The 20,123-nt window shown below is 39.8% G+C and carries 18 protein-coding genes and 1 pseudogene; all 19 read right to left on the bottom strand.

All coding sequences use genetic code 11. From position 1 onward, the window contains the following. Positions 1-9: 9 nt before the first annotated feature. The 19 genes and pseudogenes from FGQ53_RS04260 to FGQ53_RS04360 all read right to left on the bottom strand — a co-directional run bounded on the left by FGQ53_RS04260 (position 10) and on the right by FGQ53_RS04360 (position 19,540). The gene (locus tag FGQ53_RS04260; RefSeq protein ID WP_138336042.1) at positions 10-1,251 is read right to left on the bottom strand and encodes an aminopeptidase; all 1,242 of its coding nucleotides are present in this window, start codon (positions 1,249-1,251) and stop codon (positions 10-12) included. 15 nt (positions 1,252-1,266) lie between these two features. Then, positions 1,267-1,419: a hypothetical protein gene (locus FGQ53_RS04265; RefSeq protein ID WP_000776626.1), complete on the bottom strand. Its 153-nt coding sequence runs from the start codon at positions 1,417-1,419 to the stop codon at positions 1,267-1,269. Positions 1,420-1,439: 20 nt separating this feature from the next. After that, a complete protein-coding gene (locus tag FGQ53_RS04270; protein ID WP_138336044.1) occupies positions 1,440-1,718 on the bottom strand; it encodes a type II toxin-antitoxin system YafQ family toxin in 279 nt (92 codons plus the stop codon). Beyond that, entirely contained in the window at positions 1,711-1,974 is a 264-nt protein-coding gene (locus tag FGQ53_RS04275) for a type II toxin-antitoxin system RelB/DinJ family antitoxin (protein WP_049535542.1), read from the bottom strand. The genes FGQ53_RS04270 and FGQ53_RS04275 overlap by 8 nt, the downstream gene beginning before the upstream one ends. 101 nt (positions 1,975-2,075) lie before the next feature. Beyond that, positions 2,076-3,941, bottom strand: a complete 1,866-nt coding sequence (locus FGQ53_RS04280) for a DUF262 domain-containing protein (RefSeq protein WP_138336046.1) — start codon at positions 3,939-3,941, stop codon at positions 2,076-2,078. Next, on the bottom strand, positions 3,935-5,254 hold the full coding sequence (locus tag FGQ53_RS04285) for a DUF262 domain-containing protein (protein WP_138336048.1): 1,320 nt from the start codon (positions 5,252-5,254) through the stop codon (positions 3,935-3,937). The genes FGQ53_RS04280 and FGQ53_RS04285 overlap by 7 nt, the downstream gene beginning before the upstream one ends. Positions 5,255-5,261: 7 nt before the next feature. Beyond that, positions 5,262-6,212 (bottom strand): helix-turn-helix transcriptional regulator, encoded by a 951-nt coding sequence (locus FGQ53_RS04290; RefSeq protein ID WP_138336050.1) that lies wholly within the window; start codon positions 6,210-6,212, stop codon positions 5,262-5,264. A gap of 109 nt (positions 6,213-6,321) precedes the next feature. Further along, the gene (locus FGQ53_RS04295; protein WP_138336052.1) at positions 6,322-6,843 is read right to left on the bottom strand and encodes a DnaA ATPase domain-containing protein; all 522 of its coding nucleotides are present in this window, start codon (positions 6,841-6,843) and stop codon (positions 6,322-6,324) included. Positions 6,844-6,930: 87 nt separating this feature from the next. Beyond that, positions 6,931-11,322, bottom strand: a complete 4,392-nt coding sequence (locus FGQ53_RS04300; protein ID WP_138336054.1) for a PolC-type DNA polymerase III — start codon at positions 11,320-11,322, stop codon at positions 6,931-6,933. A 198-nt stretch (positions 11,323-11,520) separates the two neighbouring features. Continuing rightward, positions 11,521-12,035 (bottom strand): annotated as a pseudogene (tnpA, locus tag FGQ53_RS04305) (IS200/IS605 family transposase). Positions 12,036-12,231: 196 nt separating this feature from the next. Further along, a complete protein-coding gene (fusA, locus tag FGQ53_RS04310) occupies positions 12,232-14,313 on the bottom strand; it encodes an elongation factor G (RefSeq protein ID WP_138336055.1) in 2,082 nt (693 codons plus the stop codon). Positions 14,314-14,615: 302 nt separating this feature from the next. After that, positions 14,616-15,086: a 30S ribosomal protein S7 gene (gene rpsG, locus FGQ53_RS04315; RefSeq protein ID WP_000087873.1), complete on the bottom strand. Its 471-nt coding sequence runs from the start codon at positions 15,084-15,086 to the stop codon at positions 14,616-14,618. A 19-nt stretch (positions 15,087-15,105) separates the two neighbouring features. Beyond that, entirely contained in the window at positions 15,106-15,519 is a 414-nt protein-coding gene (gene rpsL / locus FGQ53_RS04320) for a 30S ribosomal protein S12 (RefSeq protein WP_001142332.1), read from the bottom strand. Between the two features lie 315 nt (positions 15,520-15,834). Then, positions 15,835-16,434 (bottom strand): response regulator transcription factor, encoded by a 600-nt coding sequence (locus FGQ53_RS04335; RefSeq protein ID WP_138336059.1) that lies wholly within the window; start codon positions 16,432-16,434, stop codon positions 15,835-15,837. Position 16,435: 1 nt separating this feature from the next. Continuing rightward, a complete protein-coding gene (locus FGQ53_RS04340) occupies positions 16,436-17,533 on the bottom strand; it encodes a sensor histidine kinase (RefSeq protein WP_138336061.1) in 1,098 nt (365 codons plus the stop codon). Then, positions 17,533-18,270: an ABC transporter permease gene (locus tag FGQ53_RS04345; RefSeq protein ID WP_138336063.1), complete on the bottom strand. Its 738-nt coding sequence runs from the start codon at positions 18,268-18,270 to the stop codon at positions 17,533-17,535. Before FGQ53_RS04345 ends, FGQ53_RS04340 begins: the two co-directional genes overlap by 1 nt. A 1-nt stretch (position 18,271) precedes the next feature. Next, entirely contained in the window at positions 18,272-19,156 is an 885-nt protein-coding gene (locus tag FGQ53_RS04350; RefSeq protein WP_138336065.1) for an ABC transporter ATP-binding protein, read from the bottom strand. Beyond that, positions 19,143-19,337, bottom strand: coding sequence for a hypothetical protein (locus FGQ53_RS04355; RefSeq protein WP_138336067.1), 195 nt, complete (start codon positions 19,335-19,337; stop codon positions 19,143-19,145). Before FGQ53_RS04355 ends, FGQ53_RS04350 begins: the two co-directional genes overlap by 14 nt. Next, positions 19,334-19,540 (bottom strand): hypothetical protein, encoded by a 207-nt coding sequence (locus FGQ53_RS04360; RefSeq protein ID WP_138336069.1) that lies wholly within the window; start codon positions 19,538-19,540, stop codon positions 19,334-19,336. The genes FGQ53_RS04355 and FGQ53_RS04360 overlap by 4 nt, the downstream gene beginning before the upstream one ends. Between the last annotated feature and the right edge of the window lie 583 nt (positions 19,541-20,123).

The raw sequence follows: 20,123 nt of genomic DNA on the forward strand, positions 1-20,123 counted from the left end.
CTTGGCTCCTTAATTTGCCCAATCTCCGTTACGGAAGAGAGGCACACGTGTTCCATCCTCACGGATTCCATCGATATCCATTTGGTTAGAACCAATCATAAAGTCCACGTGAACATCTGAACGGTTAAGTCCAGCAGCTTCAAGTTCTTCTTCGCTCATCTCTGCTCCACCAACAACGCTGGTCGCATAGGCTGCACCGATAGCCAAGTGGTTTGAAGCATTTTCATCGAAAAGAGTGTTAAAGAAGGTAATGCCTGACTGAGAAATTGGACTTGGATCTGGTACCAAGGCACATTCACCCAAGGCACGCGCACCAGCATTTTCAAAGACAAGGTCTTTCATGACCTGATCACCCTTTTCAGCAGTGATATCTACGATTTGTCCATCCTTGAAGGTTACCTTAATACCTTCGATGATATTTCCGTTGTAGCTAAGTGGTTTTGTAGAAGTGACATAACCATCTGCACGACGGAAGTCTGGCGCTGTGAAGACTGCTTCTGTCGGCATATTTGGCAAGAATCCTTCTCCTTGCGCATTGATAGCACCAGCTGATTCCCAAACGTGGTTCTTCGGCAAACCAAGGGTCAAATCTGTCCCTGGCGATGTGTAGTGAAGGGCTGAAAATTGCTCTTTATTAAGCATATCTGCCTTGCTCTTAAGAATGGTAGCGTGTTCTTCCCAAGCCTTAACAGGATCTGCTTCATAAACGCGACAAGTCTTGAAGATTTGGTCCCAAAGGAGATCAACTGCTTCTTCGTCGCTCGCAGCATTTGGAAAGACTTTTTTAGCCCACTCAAGTCCAGCAGCGGCTGCTACCGTCCAGCTGACCTTGTTGGATTGCGTTGCGATACGCATTGGTTTCATGGCAAGTCCCATAGCTTTAGCAGAAGCTGAAAGCTTGTCAGCACCCACTCCGTTCAAGGCACCTGGGTCAGAAGAACGAACCCCAAGACGGCTAGCTTTGTTCTCCAAGAGATAGTTCATCTCAGCAATCTTGTATTCTGGCACATTGTCCAAACGTTCCATCGGTGCATGGAGAAATTTCTCACGGTTGATGACATCATCTGTCCACTGAACGATGACCTCATGCGCACCCAAGGCATAGGCTTCTTTCACGATCAGATGCGCCAACTCCCGTTGCTCCACATCGATTGAGAGCGCCAAAGTGTGACCAGGTTGCACATTGATTCCATTCGCAACCAACAATTTCGCATATTTTTCTAGATTTTCTTTAAAATTTGGTAAAACCATTCTATTCTTCCTTTTCTATTTTTCTTTCAAAGCAGAAAATAATCCTGCTAAAGCAATAGCACCAGACAAGAGTGCTGTTGATAGAAGAATTGTCTGATCAGCAAGTTCTAATTGATATTCAAATACCTTCTCAGCCGGCTTGTCTTCCGCAAAAATTCTTAGTTTCATGAGAACCCCCTTAAAATTTATTAAAACAAATCACTATGACTGCCTGTTCTAAGCAAGTTTAAAAGCAATTCTTCCTTGTCTACTTTATAGACCAAAAGCCAATCTGGCTGGATATGACATTCACGAACTCCTTGAAAATACTTGGATGCCGTCAATTGATGATCACGATATTTGGCAGGAAGTTCTTTTTCTTGAACCAGAAAATTCAAAACTTCTTCCAGTAATTCTGCTTTCAAACCACGCTTAATAGCCAACTTAAAATCTTTTTTAAACTGTTTATGATAACGAATCTTAAGCACGCAAGTCCTCCATCAAGTCTGAGACTGATTCAAAAGACTGGCTCATATTACGATTTTGGTCTAAATCCGTTAATACCTCAAGCAACCTCCGATTTTCGTCTAGTCTGACATCGAAAGGTAAACCCTGATATTGAATGGCCTGACGAAGGAAAATATTGATAGCTGTTGTCATATCCATTCCCAGATTATTAAACACCTGTTGGGCCTGCTCCTTAACCTCACTATCCAAACGGATGCTCATGCTCGTCTTTGACATACTCTCACCCTCTTTCTATCTATTATTTTAACAAAAAAGAAGGCTAATGTAAATCTATTGGATATACATTAGCCTCTTTAAATTATGCTAGATCTGACAACTTACTTTTTACTTCCTATAAATTCGTTAACCATAGGTAAAATCTCTTTTTCCAGTCCTACAATCTGATCTGATTTCCATTTAGTCTTTTCCGTTATGGCAGCCATTATTTGTAATTTTAGACTCTGATTAGGAAAGATACCTTCTCCTTTCCATTGTTTTAATTTAGCTTCTGGATAGGAATTACCAAACCGGGAGTTCTGACTATCGGTAATGATACAAAGATTGCCAAAGGAATGTAAAAACTCCGCAGGTAATTGGCTCTCTCCATCATGTCCATTTGGATTCTGAGGATACCAATGCTCTATGGAGCGACGATATGCAAATTTGAAATGATCAAAATTAATATCCTTGTACTCTTTCTCTAATTCGGCACGATTTTTCCATAAAACATAATCTACAAAGTTAAAAGCATAAACAGGAATTGCTCCATATTTTTTGATACTTTTATCTTCAGTAAACAATCTTTCCTCAGCATATCTCACTGCCATTTTTTCAAGAAAAACCTTAAAGAGACTAGCAAATTCTGTTTGATTTAACTCTTCAATATGGTTAAAGAGGAATTGCAAGATTTCATATAACCAACGACTATCTCGATTGGCAGTAAAGGTCACAGCAAACATGGATTGGAGGAGGATAATGTTTTTATTTAAATTGTCAAAAGTATTTTTTTGAAAGTTAATTCGAATTTCATTTCGTTGATATGTCTCATACTGACCTCGTTTGATTTGCCATTCGGTTTCATTTTCTAATTGGACATTTTTTACGATAAACGTATCAAATATATGCTTCATAGTCAGAAGTAGTTGTCCAAATTGTTGGACCCATTCTCTATCTCGTCGTTCAATTTCAAAAATTTTCAATAATTTTTTATCATCAAATGTAGTTTCATCATTTCCTTCCATGATGAAAAAAACTTGAAGTAAAAATGTTGGAAAATCAATTACAGTCGTATAATTTGAAATGTCTGCTCCATTATTTACTAAGCTACTACTTTCATATTTTGTCTGAGTAATTGCATTTAGTAAACTCTGTTGCTCAATTTTTTTTACTCTTATTTTCTCAAATACACTATCCAATTTGAAGTTAGTAAATTCTTTACCAAAAATTTTCTCCCCCTCTTCATCAGTATTGTTTGGTCTACTTCGGATTTGAAAAGTTTTTATTACCGGCTTATCAAACTCTGCACAGGCATCCCAAATTCTCGCAAATTTTTGTGCCATTTCTTGATCTTCACCAAATTTAGACATCATTTGTGCCTTAAGAATCTCATGAGCCTCTAGTTGTTCGCCTCGAGAGTTGAAACGTTCGAAATAAAGATTCAAATCTAAATCTTCAGGAAGTATACTCCGAAAAATGATAACCTTATCAAAAAGATAATCAACGAAAGACTGAGGATCAAGACGGCGCTCCTCTAACACTTTTTTCAATGCATCTTTAGCATGTCCATAACCTCTAGTCAGCTCATTTTCATCGCACTCTGAAATTTTTTGCTTGGTAAATAGTTTTTGAATATTCTCATTTGATTTCTTCCGAGCTGGGAAGGTAAGATTGACAGCTTTCAATCTATCAAAACCAAACTCATGCTTCAAAGCTAAAGCAATCAAATTAAGAGCAGTTGTCCGTTGTTGCCCATCTATGATTTTGAAAATATCATTCTCTTTATTAACGACTAATGTTCCAATATAATAATTGTAATTGTCTCTATTTTCTTGAAAACTATTTTCTTGAAAAGCATCTGCTACGTCATTCAATAACTGCTCGATTTCATTATAAGTCCAAGCAAAATTTCTCTGATAAAGAGGAATAGCATAGGTATCTTCATTTAACAAACGATTAACTGATAAGCTTATATGTGTTTCTACCATTTATCTTTTTCCTCTTCTATAATCTTGTCCACAGTATAATTTTCAAATAATTCTCTATCTATCTTGATCATGAAATCATTCGGAGTGACAGCATGAGATAAAAGTTGAAATAGCTTTTGAACCTCTTTTTGTCTAAACCTTCCGCCAGCAGCATAGTTCCCAACCGTCGCATCATATATGGCTTTAGACTTAACTCTAGGGTAGTAAGACCAAATAAACAAGGTTTCTACTATCTCCTTTGATAGTTCATCTTTTCCAAATCTATCTGCGAAAAGTGAGCAAATATTTAGGAATATATTGTGACACTTGAGGTAGCGTCCTTTTGAGCTATTGTAAATGTTTAACATACCTTCTGGATAAGCTACATTTTTTTCTCCCTCTGACTCATTAGAAAGTCCTAACTCTTCATTTAAAAATTTTTTATGAACTCTAATAGTTTCATGGGCCGATTCAATATACTCAAAAAATTTACTTCCATCAATGATTGGCATAGTAATGGACATGGGGAGTTTTTCAATATGACGATACAATTCTAGATATGGAAAATTCTGATTCAAATCAACGCCTTTAAAGTCGTCAATAAAATCCTCTGTAAAACGGAGATAAGATCCATAACGCTTGTTTGTTAACCCTGTCTCTCCTCGCGACCAACGTCTCATACGAAAAAGATGTTTATCAAACAACTCTTTGAGACTTAAATCTTTATCTTCTACAAATTGCTCCCACTTTTCAACAATCTTTTCATCTTCTGAATCTTGCTTGCGAAGATGATAGGCTTTGAGCAAATCATGAGGTTCTAGAGATTTTCCTCGATTATTCTGAGAATCAAATAACTGAAAGGCTTCTGATAATCGTTTTTTGGGCATAGTAATCACAGAGACAGCACAATTCTCTAATAAAAAGTTGCAAATATCTTTTGCCTCATTTTCGCCAACTAATTGAGTTAAATTTTTCCACTCATTATAATTTTCACTCGCATGATAGCAAGATATCTCTCCAAATTCAGCACTCAACAGTTGATTAGCACCCTTATAATTCTCTAAATCATCTAATAAATGAAGAAACAAGGAAATTGAAATTAGCCGTTGCTGTCCATCGACAATATCTAAGTGTCCTTCATTTTCATGTTTATTTTCATGCAGGATAACGGATCCTATCTGATATTCCTTTTTCCCCATAGCATCTCGTAAATCATAAAAAAGATTACGGATATGTTTTCTGTTCCATTTATAAGGTCTTTGATAAGAAGGAATCCGCAAATTCCCTTTTTTCAGTAGTTCTCCAACCTTTTTAGAAGTAAATTGAATACTCATTTTATCCTCATCTATATTTATCTATCATTTCTTGAACTGTCTGCTTCATATCCTCTACTAAAATCCGAGGAGACAAAACAGTAACTGCTTCCCCTTGTCCCAGCAACCAGCGTTTAAGCCCCGGTGTATGCTGACTTTCAAACTGAAAATGAGTCCAGTCGCCATTTTTCCCAACTATTTTTGCATTTGGAAATTGATCCATCACAATCGTCGGATCGTACAAGTACTCGATTTCAATACTGATTTTCTTCCCGATAAAAGCATCTACTCTCTCGTTACGAATGTCGCCATCTCTAAATTTATCTCGATAAGAAATAGAGGGTTTCTCTATACTACTAAGAGACCAGGACTGGATACGGTCTACTCTTAAAGTAATATAAGTATCATGTTTCAACTGGTAAACAACCAGATAGAAATAATGACTATCATAGTAAAGAGAGACTGGTAAAACAGTCTGCCTCTTAGAAGACTCAGAATAAGGTTTTTGATAGACAATATCTAGAATCTGTTCATGCAAAATAGCTTCTGATAAATTCCATATTTTCTCTATTCTATTTTGCTGATCCGTTAAGGGAGCATAATTAAGCTTTTCACTACCAATAATCTGCTCAATTTCTTTCTGGTCATCACGAGGAACTAAAATCAGTAAATTTTTTAGTAAGCTATCAATTTCTGGCCGATTCAGTGCTCGATTTTCCAATAAAATCTTTGAAATAACGAGTATATCCCTTTTATTAAAAACTGCTTTACTTGATAAGCTATACTTATTTGTTTTACGACTATAAAGCAAGTCTCCACCAAAATCAGGATGACTAGATAAAATATCACGAAGGAGCGAAAAATCTCTCTGTATCGTCTTTTCACTAACCTCGAATTCCTGGGCCAGTTGCTTTTTTCCTAGTGAAGTACCTAACTGTAAGCGAAAAAAGATTGTTAGCAGTCTCTCTTGATCATTCATTTGCAATTTCCTTCTACATATTATTCAAACAATATTATTTCTAATACATTATTATCACTTCTATAGTCTAACTAGCACTTTATATTCAAAACGATTAAAGCAAAATAAACTAGCCCTTAGGTGATTTCAACTGTACCACTATGCCAGATTCGAAGAACTCAACTACGGATTCATCCATATTTTTTAAGTCTTCGGGTAAGCAGTCTGAATATACAATGAAGAGTCTGCCTCTTTTCTTATTCTCTTTGAATTGCTGCATCCAGTATTCCTGTACCCTTTGATCAGCCTCTCCCAAAAGTTGAACTCCCTCCAGAAAAATCAAGTCATACTCTGTATGCTCCATTTGAAGTTTTATCCATTGACTATGTTTAGAAAAAAACAAATTATCTCTCACTCGATAATATCCAAGTGATGCTATTGGAGTAGCAGGTTTTATTTTGGTTAACGTATAAAATAAATGCCATCTGTCAGTCTCTGAAATACCGCAAATGTAAATACATTGAGAATCTTCTTTTAAGTCTATTTGTGGGAATCCAGTCCAATCACTCCCATCATCTTTCAAGTCTTTTTCAAAATTGTAAATTTGCTCTTCAATTGACACGTTAGAATTTAAAATTCCTTGATCCACCATATTATACTCTCTTTTCTATTATTTTTAAGAGAATTATAACAAATCAAGTGGACATATTTTGTCCACTTGATCAAAATAAGCGATTTTTTAAAACAAATCATCAAACAAACTCAACTGATTATCCTCTGGCATATTGCCCAGAATCCCCATTTCATCCATCTTTTCAACCAAGGTTGATGAGAGCCCACCACGCTTGCGCAATTCTGTTTTAGAGAGGAATTCTCCCTCTTCACGCGCTCGCACCAACTGCTTAGCAACGTTCTCTCCCAGACCATCCATTGCGACAAATGGTGGAATCAGTGTATCTCCGTCAATGATGAATTCAGTCGCATCACTACGGTAGAGGTCTAACTTCCCAAACTTGAAACCACGTTCCCACATTTCATTGACAATCTCAAGAGTCGTGTAGAGATCGATTTCTACATTAGAGGCTTCATTGTTCTTCCGTTTTTCAGCGATCTCTTCCATTCTACGCTTAATGGCATCCAAGCCCGCACCCATGGTCTTGATATCAAAAGCCTTAGCGCGGATTGAGAAGTAAGCACAGTAGTAATAAATGGGATGATGAACCTTGAAGTAAGCTACACGAAGGGCCATCATAACGTAGGCTGCCGCATGGGCTTTAGGGAACATGTACTTAATTTTCCCACAGGATTCGATATACCACTCTGGCACCTTATTGGCCTTCATGGCTTCGATATAGCCATTTCTCTCCTCTTCGGAAATCTTGAGCCACAAGCCCTTACGTACCCGTTCCATGATGGTAAAGGCCATCTTAGGTTCGAGACCAGCATGCATGAGGTAAACCATGATATCGTCCCGACAACCGATAACGGTTGATAGGTCAGCAATCCCTTGCTTAATCAAATCTTGGGCATTACCCAGCCAAACGTCGGTACCGTGGGACAGCCCTGACAACTGAAGCAATTCTGCAAAAGTCGTCGGATGCGTTTCATCTACCATGCCTCGGACAAAGTTGGTTCCAAACTCTGGAATCCCCAACATACCCGTCGAAGTTCCAATTTGCTCAGGCGTCACTCCTAAAACTTCCGTTCCAGAAAAGAGAGCCATAACGCTTTCATCATCCATGGGAATTTCATTAGGGTCAATACCAGACAAGTCCTGCAATTTCCGAATCATGGTTGGATCATCATGCCCCAGTACATCAAGTTTGAGGACATTCTCATCGATATCGTGGAAGTTAAAGTGAGTCGTCTGCCATTCAGCCGTCACGTCATCTGCTGGATACTGGACAGGTGTAAAATCGTAGACATCCATGTAGTTCGGAATAACAACGATTCCCCCTGGGTGTTGTCCTGTAGTCCGCTTGACACCAGCCGCACCCTGAGCAAGACGTTCCACCTCTGCATCACGATAAAACTTGCCATAGTCTCTCTCGTAGCCCTTTACAAATCCATAGGCAGTCTTGGCAGCCACCGTACCAACCGTTCCTGCACGGAAGGCATATTCTTCACCAAAGATATCACGCACATCCAAGTGAGCGCTAGGCTGGTCTTCTCCCGAAAAGTTCAAGTCAATATCGGGAACCTTATCTCCATCAAAACCAAGGAAGGTCTCGAACGGAATATCCTGCCCATTTTTGCTGAGTTTGTGACCACACTTTGGACAGTCCTTATTAGGCATATCAAATCCTGAACCGTAAGAACCATCTGTGATAAATTCACTATACTGACACTGACTACAAACATAATGAGGAGAGAGAGGATTAACCTCCGTAATCCCAATCATGGTCGCAACGAAACTAGATCCGACAGACCCACGAGAACCAACCAAGTAACCCCGTTCATTGGAACGTTGCACCAGCATCTGGGAAGCCAGATAAATCACGGCAAATCCATTCCCCAGTATGGATGTTAATTCTTTTTCAATCCGCAAATCAACAATATCTGGCAGCGGATTTCCATAAATCTCAAAGGCTTTCTTGTAAGTCAGCTCAGCAACTGTCTCTTCCGCCTTGTCAATGAAAGGCGTGTACAGGTCACCCTTAACCACCTCAACAGGCTCAAAGGTTTCTGCCAAGGCATTGGTGTTTTCAATAACCAGTTTACGAGCCAATTCCTCTCCCAAAAAGGCAAATTCATCCAACATCTCATTGGTTGTTCGAAAATGAGCCTTTGGCAGAGGAGCTGGTTGGGCATGCTCACCGTGACCAATGGTTCGGTTAATCATAGCCCCCTGCCCCAAACTACGGACGATAATTTCACGGTAAATCTCTTCTTCCGGTTCGATATAATGGACATTTCCCGTAGCCAAAACAGGCTTACCAAGACGGTCCCCGACCTCTATCAAACTCTTGATAATAGTCTGGAGTTCCTCCATATCCTTAACCTGCTCTTTAGCAATCAATGGTGCATAGATAGCTGGTGGCATAACCTCGATAAAGTCATAATACTTGGCCACCTCAACCGCCGCATCCACACCTTGGGAAACGACTGCATCAAAAACTTCACCTTCTGAGCAAGCTGTTCCTAAAATCAAGCCCTCCCGATGAGCATCTAGAACCGTTCTCGGAATCCGTGGTACCCCTTCAAAGTACTTGGTATTGGACAAAGAAACCAACTTAAAGATATTTTTTAGACCTACTTGATTCTTGACATAGATGGTCGCATGCTTGATCCGAGCTTTTTTATAAGAGTCTGGACTAATCAAATCAATATTCAGTCTAGCCAGATCAGTCACACCATGTTTTTCTGCTACATCCTTGATAAAGATAAAGAGCAAACGACCAGTAGCTTCCGCATCGTAGTTGGCCATATGGTGGTGGTCCAGTGCCACACCAAAACGCTTGGTCAAAGGTCCCAAACCATGGCGTTTATACTCAGGATAGAGGTTTCTAGCAAACTCCAGCGTATCAATAACTGGTTGAGTAATCTTAGGCAGACCATGACGCTCATAGTTGGCATTCATAAAGCCAACGTCAAAGGTCGCATTGTGGGCAACTAAGACTGTATCCGTACAAAATTCTTGGAATTCTTGCAGAACTTGTTCCAGTGGTTTGGCATTTTTGACATGATCATCTGTAATACCAGTCAACTCAGTAGTAAAGGCTGACAAGGGATGTCCAGGATTGATAAATTCATCAAATTCGGCAATGACATTCCCCTTATACATCTTAGAGGCCGCAACCTGAATCAAGTCATTATAAATAGCTGATAGTCCTGTCGTTTCAACGTCAAAAACCACGTAGGTCGCTTCTGACAAGTCCATTTCCACTTCGTTGTAGACGATAGGAACACGGTCCTCCACGATATTGGCTTCCATTCCATAAATCAGATGGATTCCCGCTTTTTTGGCCGCCTTATAGCCGTGTGGGAAGGATTGAACATTCCCGTGGTCGGTGATGGCAACCGCCTTGTGTCCCCACTTAGCAGCTGTCGCAACGATTTCTTCGACTTCTGGCAGAGCATCCATAGTCGACATATTTGTATGGGTATGAAACTCAACCCGACGCTCACCTTCTGGCATCAAATCTTTCCGCTCATAGTGAACAACTTCCTGCACATCCTGCACGTTCATAGTCAAATCACGTGTAAAATTATTCATCTCCACATTCCCACGAACTCGGAGCCAAGAATTCTTCTTGATCAGTTCAAATTTCTGAGCCTCTTCTTCATTTTTTACCCACTTTTGCATAGAAAAACTTGAAGTGTAGTCCGTCATTTTAAAGTTGATTAAAACACGACCTGTTCTGGTCACTTTTTGCTCCACATCAAAAACAACCCCTTCAAAGACCAGACGATTTTCCTCCGTCGTCACTTCGATCATAGGAGTAATCTCCGCCTTATCTAGCTTTGGCTTAGCCGCAGCCTTTTTAGCCTGAAAATCAAAGGCTGGTTTCTCTTCCGCTGAAGGTGGCGCCATCTGTTCCAGTTGCTCCATAGCACGGAGCGCTTCCTCATTGGCAGCTTGAACAATCTGCTCATTTTCAGCTTGAAAGGCTTCTTCCTGCTCTTGAGTCAGCACATCATTTTTCTCTACTTGACAGTTGAAAGTTGGAAATCCAAATTTTTCAAGTTGTTTAGCTAAATTAGGAAGATGATTCTTCTTAAAATGTTCCTTATCAATCACCTCTGAACCTTCAATAAAGAGTTGATTGCCCTCAGCACGAACTCGCAGATTTTGATAAAGAGATTTAAAACCTTGACTAGCACACGGCCCCTCAGAAAAAGCTTCTCTATAATATGCTTGCAAGAGTTGATTTGAAAATTCTTGAGACAGAGCCTTGATTTCGAAAACAGCTTTATTGCCTGTCTTAGAAAATTCCTCACTCAAACCCTTCTTTAATTCTAAAAAGATTTCAATCGGTAATATATTAGAAAATACGAAATGAAACTCCCATACCTTACTAATTTTATGAACTACAACTCGCTCAATATCAGCCTGTGATAAAGCAGGAGCCTGTCTCATTTCAGCAGGCATTCCCAGTTGATTCATCAAAATTTCAAAACTATTTGACATTCATTTTCCTCACATTATTCTCCTACTATTTTACCATATTTAGAGGTATTTTCTAAATCATGACCACCCGTCTAACGGGTGGTTTGAACCAGAGCTATAAGCCCAAATTACCAGCCAGCGCCTAAAGACGCTGGCTTTCACCTTGTTCAAGCCTCATTGCTCTTGACTCGTCACTTGCCTCTTAAAGAGGCTTTAGTATTACTTACCACTATCCCTAAAGGGATCCTCATATTCTTTTACACTTAATTTATCTAGTGCTATATCATGCTTTACTCGTTCTCAAATTTTCATACTCGTGAAGAAATCATCCACTGGATAATTTCTTTAATCTTGAATATACTTCTTAATTGCGGCTTCATTGAGTCCAACCGTACTCACATAATAACCTTCCGCCCCAAAATGCCGATTCCCAAACTTGTACTTGAGATTAGCGTGTTTGTCAAACATCATGAGTGCACTTTCACCTTTTAAATAACCCATGAAACTTGAAACACTTATCCTTGGTGGAATACTTACTAACATATGTACATGATCAGGCATTAAGTGTCCTTCGATAATCTCAACACCTTTATAACTACATAATCGATGAAATATTTCTCCTAAACTACTTCGATATTGATTATAAATGACTTTTCGTCTATACTGAGGAGTGAACACAATGTGATAGAACACCTCCACTTTGTGTGTGATAAACTATGTGCCTTTTGTGCCATATTTTTCTCCTTTCGCTTTACAATTGGCTTGAACACCTTTATTGTATCGCGTTTGGAGTTTTTTTGGTATAACCTTCGACGCGCACCCGCATAGCGGGTGGTTTATTTGTCTCGCACCTAGCGGAGCGAGACGGACTAATAGTCACATAAGACAAAAGGAAGCCACTAAGTGACTTCCTTCTAGAGTGAGGACTGATTAGTCTTCACCTTTGTTTTTCTTAATGATTTCTTCTTGTACTGACTTAGGTACATCTTCGTAGTGGTCAAATACCATCATGAATGTACCACGTCCTTGAGATGCAGAACGAAGAACTGTTGCGTAACCGAACATTTCAGCAAGTGGAACGTAAGCACGAACGATTTGGCTGTTACCGTGTGCTTCCATACCATCAACACGTCCACGACGAGCAGTTACGTGCCCCATAACATCACCAAGGTTTTCTTCTGGAACAGTGATTGTTACAAGCATCATTGGCTCAAGGATAGCTGGTTGTGCTGATTTAGCAGCTTCTTTAAGGGCAAGTGAAGCCGCGATCTTGAAGGCAGTTTCAGATGAGTCGACATCGTGGTATGAACCGTCGTAAAGCTTAGCTTTAACGTCAACCATTGGGTAACCTGCAAGAACACCGTTAGCCATAGATTCTACCAAACCTTTTTCAACCGCTGGGATAAATTCACGAGGAACCACACCACCGACGATTGCGTTTTCGAATTCGAATCCTTTACCTTCTTCATTTGGAGTAAATTCAATCCATACATCACCGAATTGACCTTTACCACCAGACTGACGTTTGAAGAATCCACGTGCTTGAGTAGAAGCGCGGAATGTTTCACGGTAAGATACTTGAGGAGCACCTACGTTCGCTTCAACTTTGAACTCACGACGCATACGGTCAACAAGGACGTCAAGGTGAAGCTCACCCATACCAGAGATAACTGTTTCACCAGTTTCAACGTTTGTTTCAACGCGGAATGTTGGATCTTCTTCAGCCAATTTTTGAAGGGCGATACCCATCTTGTCTTGGTCTGCTTTAGATTTTGGCTCAACCATCAATTGGATAACTGGTTCTGGAACGTCGATTGATTCAAGGATGATTTTAGCTTTTTCATCTGTCAATGAGTCACCAGTTGTAGTATCTTTCAAACCAACGGCAGCAGCGATATCACCTGAGTAAACAGTGTCGATTTCTTGACGGCTGTTAGCGTGCATTTGAAGTATACGTCCGATACGTTCACGTTTACCTTTAGAAGTATTCAATACGTATGAACCTGATTGAAGAACACCTGAGTAAACACGGAAGAATGTCAAACGACCTACGAATGGGTCTGTCATAATCTTGAAGGCAAGAGCTGCAAATGGCTCTTCGTCAGATGCTGGACGAGTTTCTTCTTCATCTGTATCTGGGTTGATACCTTTGATCGCTGGGATGTCAAGTGGGCTTGGAAGGTAGTCGATAACCGCATCAAGCATCAATTGAACACCTTTGTTCTTGAAGGCAGAACCACACAATACTGGGAAGAATTCAACGTTGATAGTCGCTTTACGGATACCAGCTTTCAATTCTTCGTTAGTGATTTCTTCACCTTCGAGGTATTTCATCATCAATTCTTCGTCAGTTTCAGCAACTGCTTCGATCAATTTTTCACGGTATTCTTGTGCTTGTTCAAGATATTCAGCTGGAATATCCTCTTCAAGGATATCTGTACCAAGGTCGTTTGTATAGATTTCAGCTTTCATCTTGATCAAGTCGATGATACCACGGAAATCATCTTCAGCACCGATTGGCAATTGAATTGGGTGTGCGTTTGCTTGAAGACGGTCGTGAAGTGTGCTTACTGAGTAAAGGAAGTCAGCACCGATTTTGTCCATTTTGTTGGCAAATACGATACGTGGAACTCCGTACTCAGTTGCTTGACGCCAAACTGTTTCAGTTTGAGGCTCAACACCTGATTGTGAGTCAAGAACGGTAACCGCACCATCCAATACACGAAGAGAACGTTGTACTTCGATTGTGAAGTCCACGTGTCCTGGTGTGTCGATGATGTTTACGCGGTGGTTGTTCCATTGAGCTGTTGTCGCAGCAGATGTGATAGTGATACCACGTTCTTGCTCTTGCTCCATCCAGTCCATTTGTGACGCACCTTCGTGAGTTTCACCGATTTTGTGGATTTTACCAGTGTAGTAAAGAATACGCTCAGTAGTTGTTGTTTTACCAGCATCGACGTGAGCCATGATACCGATATTACGAGTTTTTTCAAGTGAAAATTCGCGTGCCATGAGGTTTGTTTCTCCTATTTATTTTCGATTTCTATTCTATTATAACATAATTTTAATAAAAACGGATAGGCAGGACCTACCCGTTCTCAATGTTTTCATGCTATTGTTAGTTTCAACTTGTAGATAAGTTGAGTTGTAGCTAAGAGCTGATTGAGCTCAATTGAACTCAGGCTAGAGTTAGCTAGCCGATTTGAGCCGGAACGGGATGCTGTGTGAAAAAGATAAACTTCCTTGTATTCGTCGAATACTGCGTCAGTTTCCTATTTTCACCTTGCATCCTTACCGTTCCTAGCATCATGATTTTACCAACGGAAGTGTGCGAATGCACGGTTAGCTTCAGCCATGCGGTGAGTATCTTCACGTTTCTTAACTGCTGCACCAGTGTTGTTAGCAGCATCTAAGATTTCTTTTGCAAGACGGTCTTGCATTGTGTGTTCACCACGAAGACGAGCGATTGTTACCAACCAACGAAGTCCAAGTGTTGTACGACGTTCTGGACGAACTTCAACTGGGACTTGGTAGTTAGATCCACCAACACGACGTGCACGTACTTCAAGTACAGGCATGATGTTTTCCATAGCTGTTTCAAATACTTCAAGTGCATCGTTACCAGTAGCTTCTTTGATTTGCTCAAAGGCACCGTAAACGATTGAAGCAGCTGTACCACGTTTACCATCAAGCATAACGCGGTTGATAAGACGAGTAACTAATTGTGAATTGTAAAGCGGATCTGGCAATACGTCACGTTTTGGAGCTCTATTTTTACGACTCATTTCTCTTTATCCCCTTTCCTTATGCTTTTGGACGTTTAGTACCGTATTTAGAACGGCCTTGTTTACGATCGTTAACACCTGCAGTATCAAGTGCACCACGGACGATATGGTAACGTACCCCTGGAAGGTCTTTTACACGTCCACCACGAAGAAGAACCACGCTGTGCTCTTGCAAGTTGTGTCCGATACCTGGGATGTAGGCAGTAACTTCGATAAGGTTGCTCAAACGTACACGAGCAAATTTACGAAGGGCTGAGTTAGGTTTTTTAGGTGTCATTGTTCCAACACGAGTTGCAACACCACGTTTTTGTGGTGAAGAAACGTTTGTTTGAACTTTTTTATGACTGTTGTAACCAACGTTCAAAGCTGGTGATTTAGATTTTTCTACTTTTGATTTACGCGGTTTGCGAACCAATTGGTTAATTGTAGGCATCTACATTCTCCTGTGTTTTTTTATTTTTGGTGATGATACACTTGGTGACAGCTATCATCTGTGTGTACTTTTGCAACATTTGTCAGCACGTCCCTGTACACTCTTGAGAGACCAAAAGTAAAAAGTACCGTCTATTATTGTAACAAATTATTCCCTTGCTTGTCAAGATATTTTTCTTTTTTATTGTTAATTTTGCCCCTTGGGTACCACCTTTGACGAAACAAAAAGAGAGGAATAAGTCCCTCCTAAAGTTAGGTATTGATCCATTCAATCCCATCATTTTTAGCACATAATGTTCAGAAAAATATTATATCATCACAACCAACCAGATTCTTTCGCGATATTAGCTGCCTCTGTTCGATTAGCAGCATCTAGTTTCGAAAGAATATTGGTGACATAGTTTCGGACGGTTCCATTTGATAAATAAAGCTGATCCGCGATTTCTTGATTAGACAAACCCTGAGCGATTCCCTTTAAGACAGCAATCTCTTGTTCTGTCAATGGATTGGGATGCGTCATCACCACTTCCATCAATTCAGGCGAATACTCCTTGCCTCCTTCGAGGACAGTGTGCAAGGTATGCATGAGGTCTGCAATCCTTCTTTCTTTCAAGACATAAGCATCTACTCCAGCCTTAACCGCACGTTCAAAATACCCAGGACGCTTGAAGGTCGTCACCACAACCACCTTTGTTTCTAGCTTTTCTGCTCGAATCCATTCCAAGACTTCGAGGCCAGTCTTAACAGGCATCTCTACATCAAGAATAGCAATATCTACGGATTCTTTTTCTAAGAGTTGGATTGCTTCTTGTCCATTCTTGGCTTGTAAGACATACTCTACATCTGCTTGAAAGGCGAGCAACTGGCACATGGCATCTCGCAACATACTTTGATCTTCTGCAACAAGTAGTTTCATCTTAGTTTCTCTCCTTATAAGGTAGTCGAACTTGCACTTCCGTTGGCTGTTTCTGACTGATTACTCTTACTTCTCCTGAAAATGGAAGGACACGATCTCGGACTGTATGGAGCTCATCCCCCTTTATAGAAGCGAAACCACAGCCATCATCACTTACTGTTAGAATAAGTTCCTTCTCTGTACGTTCTAATTTTAAGTAAGCTTTAGACGCTTGGGCATGTTTGATGATATTGGTCACTAACTCAAGCAAAATCATAGAAGCCGTTGACTCTAATTCCTGAGTAAGACTAGCAGTATCAAGTTGATTATCTGTCTCTACCTCAATTCCAGCAATTTCTAACATCTTTTTCACAGTCTCTAGTTCGGATGTCAAAGTTCTAGACTTAAGATTTTCCACAATGGTTCGCACTTCACGCATTGATTCTTTGCTAATTTGCTGTATTTCTCTTAATTCCTTTTCCACCTGTGGATAAGCCTGCATCTGTAATAACTGCAAGGCTAGATCAGTTTTAACACTCAGCATAGCAAAGGTATGTCCCAGACTATCATGCAAATCCTGACCGATACGATTGCGCTCATTTTCTGCTAGCAATAGATTTATCTGGGTATTTTGCTTAGTCTGATTTTCTTTCAAATCCTCTACAATTCGAATCCGAACCAAACCAAAAGTCATCAAATCGACAAAAGTAAGAATAACAAGCAGATAGACTAGAAACTCAACTTCGATTCTCTGAAAAATCAAAAGTCGCCCCACAACAAGGACTTGAGCAAGGAGAAATGTCCAGACATGTAAAGACTTTAAACTACGTACGCCAAAATGATAAATTAAGAGATTGGAAAGGAAAAAGAAAAACCAGATATAATTCACAGCAACAAAGGCGGTATTCCCAGCTACATAGACCAGCATGATCCCCCAGAAAAGCCAAGATAGGCGCTGGTTCTTAGTTATTAAAACACCCAAATACGTCACTACAAATAGAATATCAACCAATAAATGCCAAGCAGGAAGCTCCCCAATCACTACAGGTAGGATCGGGAAAACCATAAAAATTAAACTGGCCCAAAACATATAGTGTATGCTTTTCAGTCTTTCAAGCATTAAGCATTCTCCTTATGACCTTGAAGGTAAATGGTCAAACCAAACAAAACTGCTGAAAAAACAAGTAGATAAACTGTGGCTGATAGATTGATGCCACCCTCGTTTAAGAAGGTCTTGAGCAACTCCATCAACTGATAGCTTGGTAAGCACTTCCCGATTGCTTGCATCCAGTCTGGAAATAAAGAGATGGGCATCCAGAGTCCGCCTAACACAGCCAAGCCTAGATAGAGAAGATTGCCCACGACTGACATCAGCTGACTAGACGGTAAGAGAGTCAGGATCAAGCCAAGCGCTACAAAGGCAACACTTCCTACTATCAGCAAGAACGCAGCCCCAATCCAGCTTCCTAAAGGCATATCCACACCTCTAACCAAGTGTCCAACTGAGAAAACAACCAGAATTGAGACCAAATAATCAACCATCATACTTGTTATCTTTGATAGATAATATTCTACCATATTTACAGGACTATGACGTAATGTTTTCTGCCAGTTGTTTATCTTATCGGTATGTAAAACAACTGGGAATGAGAAGATAGCTGTCGACATCATGGAAAAGGCAGTCATGGAGATAAGATAATCGCGCATAAAATTCGCGGGTCCACCTGGTGTGTCCTGATACATGCCAGAAAAGAATAGATAGAAGGCTGTCGGCATCCCTACGGATAATAAATAATAGACTGATTGTCGTTTGGTCAATAAAAATTCTATCTTGTTTAGTGCGATCCATCGTTTCATCTTAGTCATCTCCCTTTTGTGTTTTTTCAAAGATTGTATCCAGCAAGCTACGATTATTGACTTCGATTTCTTGTATGCTACATCCTGCTTGGGCTAAAAGTTCCCAGAAATCATCTGCTTTTCGAGTGACTACTTGTAAAGAATCTTGTTTTAGGACCCAGTTTTCAACCAAGTTTGACTGCTCTACGACTTCCTTGTAAGCTATAGGAAGGATAAAGTGCTTTTCTATTTCCTCACTACGCATAGCTAGAGGTGTCGTATCTCGAATCAACTCTCCCTTATTTAAGAGCAAAATGCGGTCTGCGGTGTGTTCCACTTCCTCAATATAATGGGACGAATAAAGAATGGTGACTCCTTGCGCTTTTAACTCCTGAATAATCTCCCAAAAACGTTGACGAGTTGAGGTATCCATGGCCGAAGTAGGTTCATCTAAAAAGACTAACTTTGGTCGCCCAATTAGAGTTAAGACAAAAGAGAAAAGACGCTTTTGACCGCCTGATAATTTTTCTGCCAACTGTTCTTTTTGTTGCTTGTCAAACTGCAATAGTTGATCAATTTCCTGCTCACTCAAAGGATTTGGATAAATACTTTGAAAGAAAGCAATTAACTCTTTAACCTTCAATTTCTGTACAATCACATTTTCTTGAGGGAGGTAAGCCCTAGTATAGTCTAACTTAGAACTCGTCACCGGTAAACCTTGAATAGATACTTGACCGCTGGTGACCAGTTTATCTCCAAGCAAACATGCCAAAAGTGTCGTCTTCCCAGCACCATTGGGACCAATCAAGGCAACACATTCACCATCGTTGATTTCAAAAGAGATGTTCCGCAAGATCTCCTTGTCTTTTATTTTCTTACTCAATTTCTCAACTTTAATCACAGTCATGAGATTCTCCTTTCAACCACTCCATTCCTATAGGGAAAACAACGAAAATCATAAATCCAAACCCCCAAGCACCACGAATGACTTGGTGAAGGAAGGCTTGATCAAACCAACCAGTAAACATTTCCACTAACCATACTAAGAGTGACAGGCCGATAAAGAAATAGATGATTGCCTTTTTCATTCCTCAAACTCCTTTTTCACATCTCTGATCAATTTCAAACCTTCTCTGACAAGCCAAGACATCATTCCAAAGCCAGCAAAGAGCTCCCAAGGAAAATGGTAGAAACCCTCGTCCAATCCTGAAAACATGAGATAGGTCATAACTCCTGCTGCTACTAAACTCACTGCGACAATCATTTTATTTTTCATTTCTTCTTCCTCCATTTCATACTTCAATTATAGACTTTTGAAGTTAGCGGAGCTAGATGCTTCTGTCACAAGGAAATATGACAAATGTCATAAAAGATTCTGTTCAAAACAAGAAAGATACACTATACAATAAGACACAAGTAGAAAATCTAAGGCAGCTTCCTCAAAAGAAATATCAAACCCCATTCCACTATAATATAAACTAATACTTATCTAAACTCGTAATAGCAGGAATTTTTATAACATTTAAACATATATTATAGGTTCAACAAAAAGTCTTCTATTGCTTTATTAAGAATTAATAAGAGTTATAAAATCTATTAAATTTCAATGTGTATAATTAACTACAGTATTTATTAAACAGGGTAAGAAACAAAAAAAGTATGAGTCTGGGACAAAATAGTTCTCATACTCAATGAAAATCAAAGAGCAAACTAGGAAGCTAGCCGCAGGTTGCTCAAAGCACAGCTTTGAGGTTGCAGGTGAAGCTGACGTGGTTTGCATTTGATTTTCGAAGAGTATCAACCACCAAAAAGCTAGAGATTTCCAATTGCGGAACTCTAGCTTTTTAATTTTAAGTCGTTCTCTTATTGTATTT

It is taken from the genome of Streptococcus mitis, assembly GCF_005844455.1.
GTDB lineage: Bacteria > Bacillota > Bacilli > Lactobacillales > Streptococcaceae > Streptococcus > Streptococcus mitis_BF.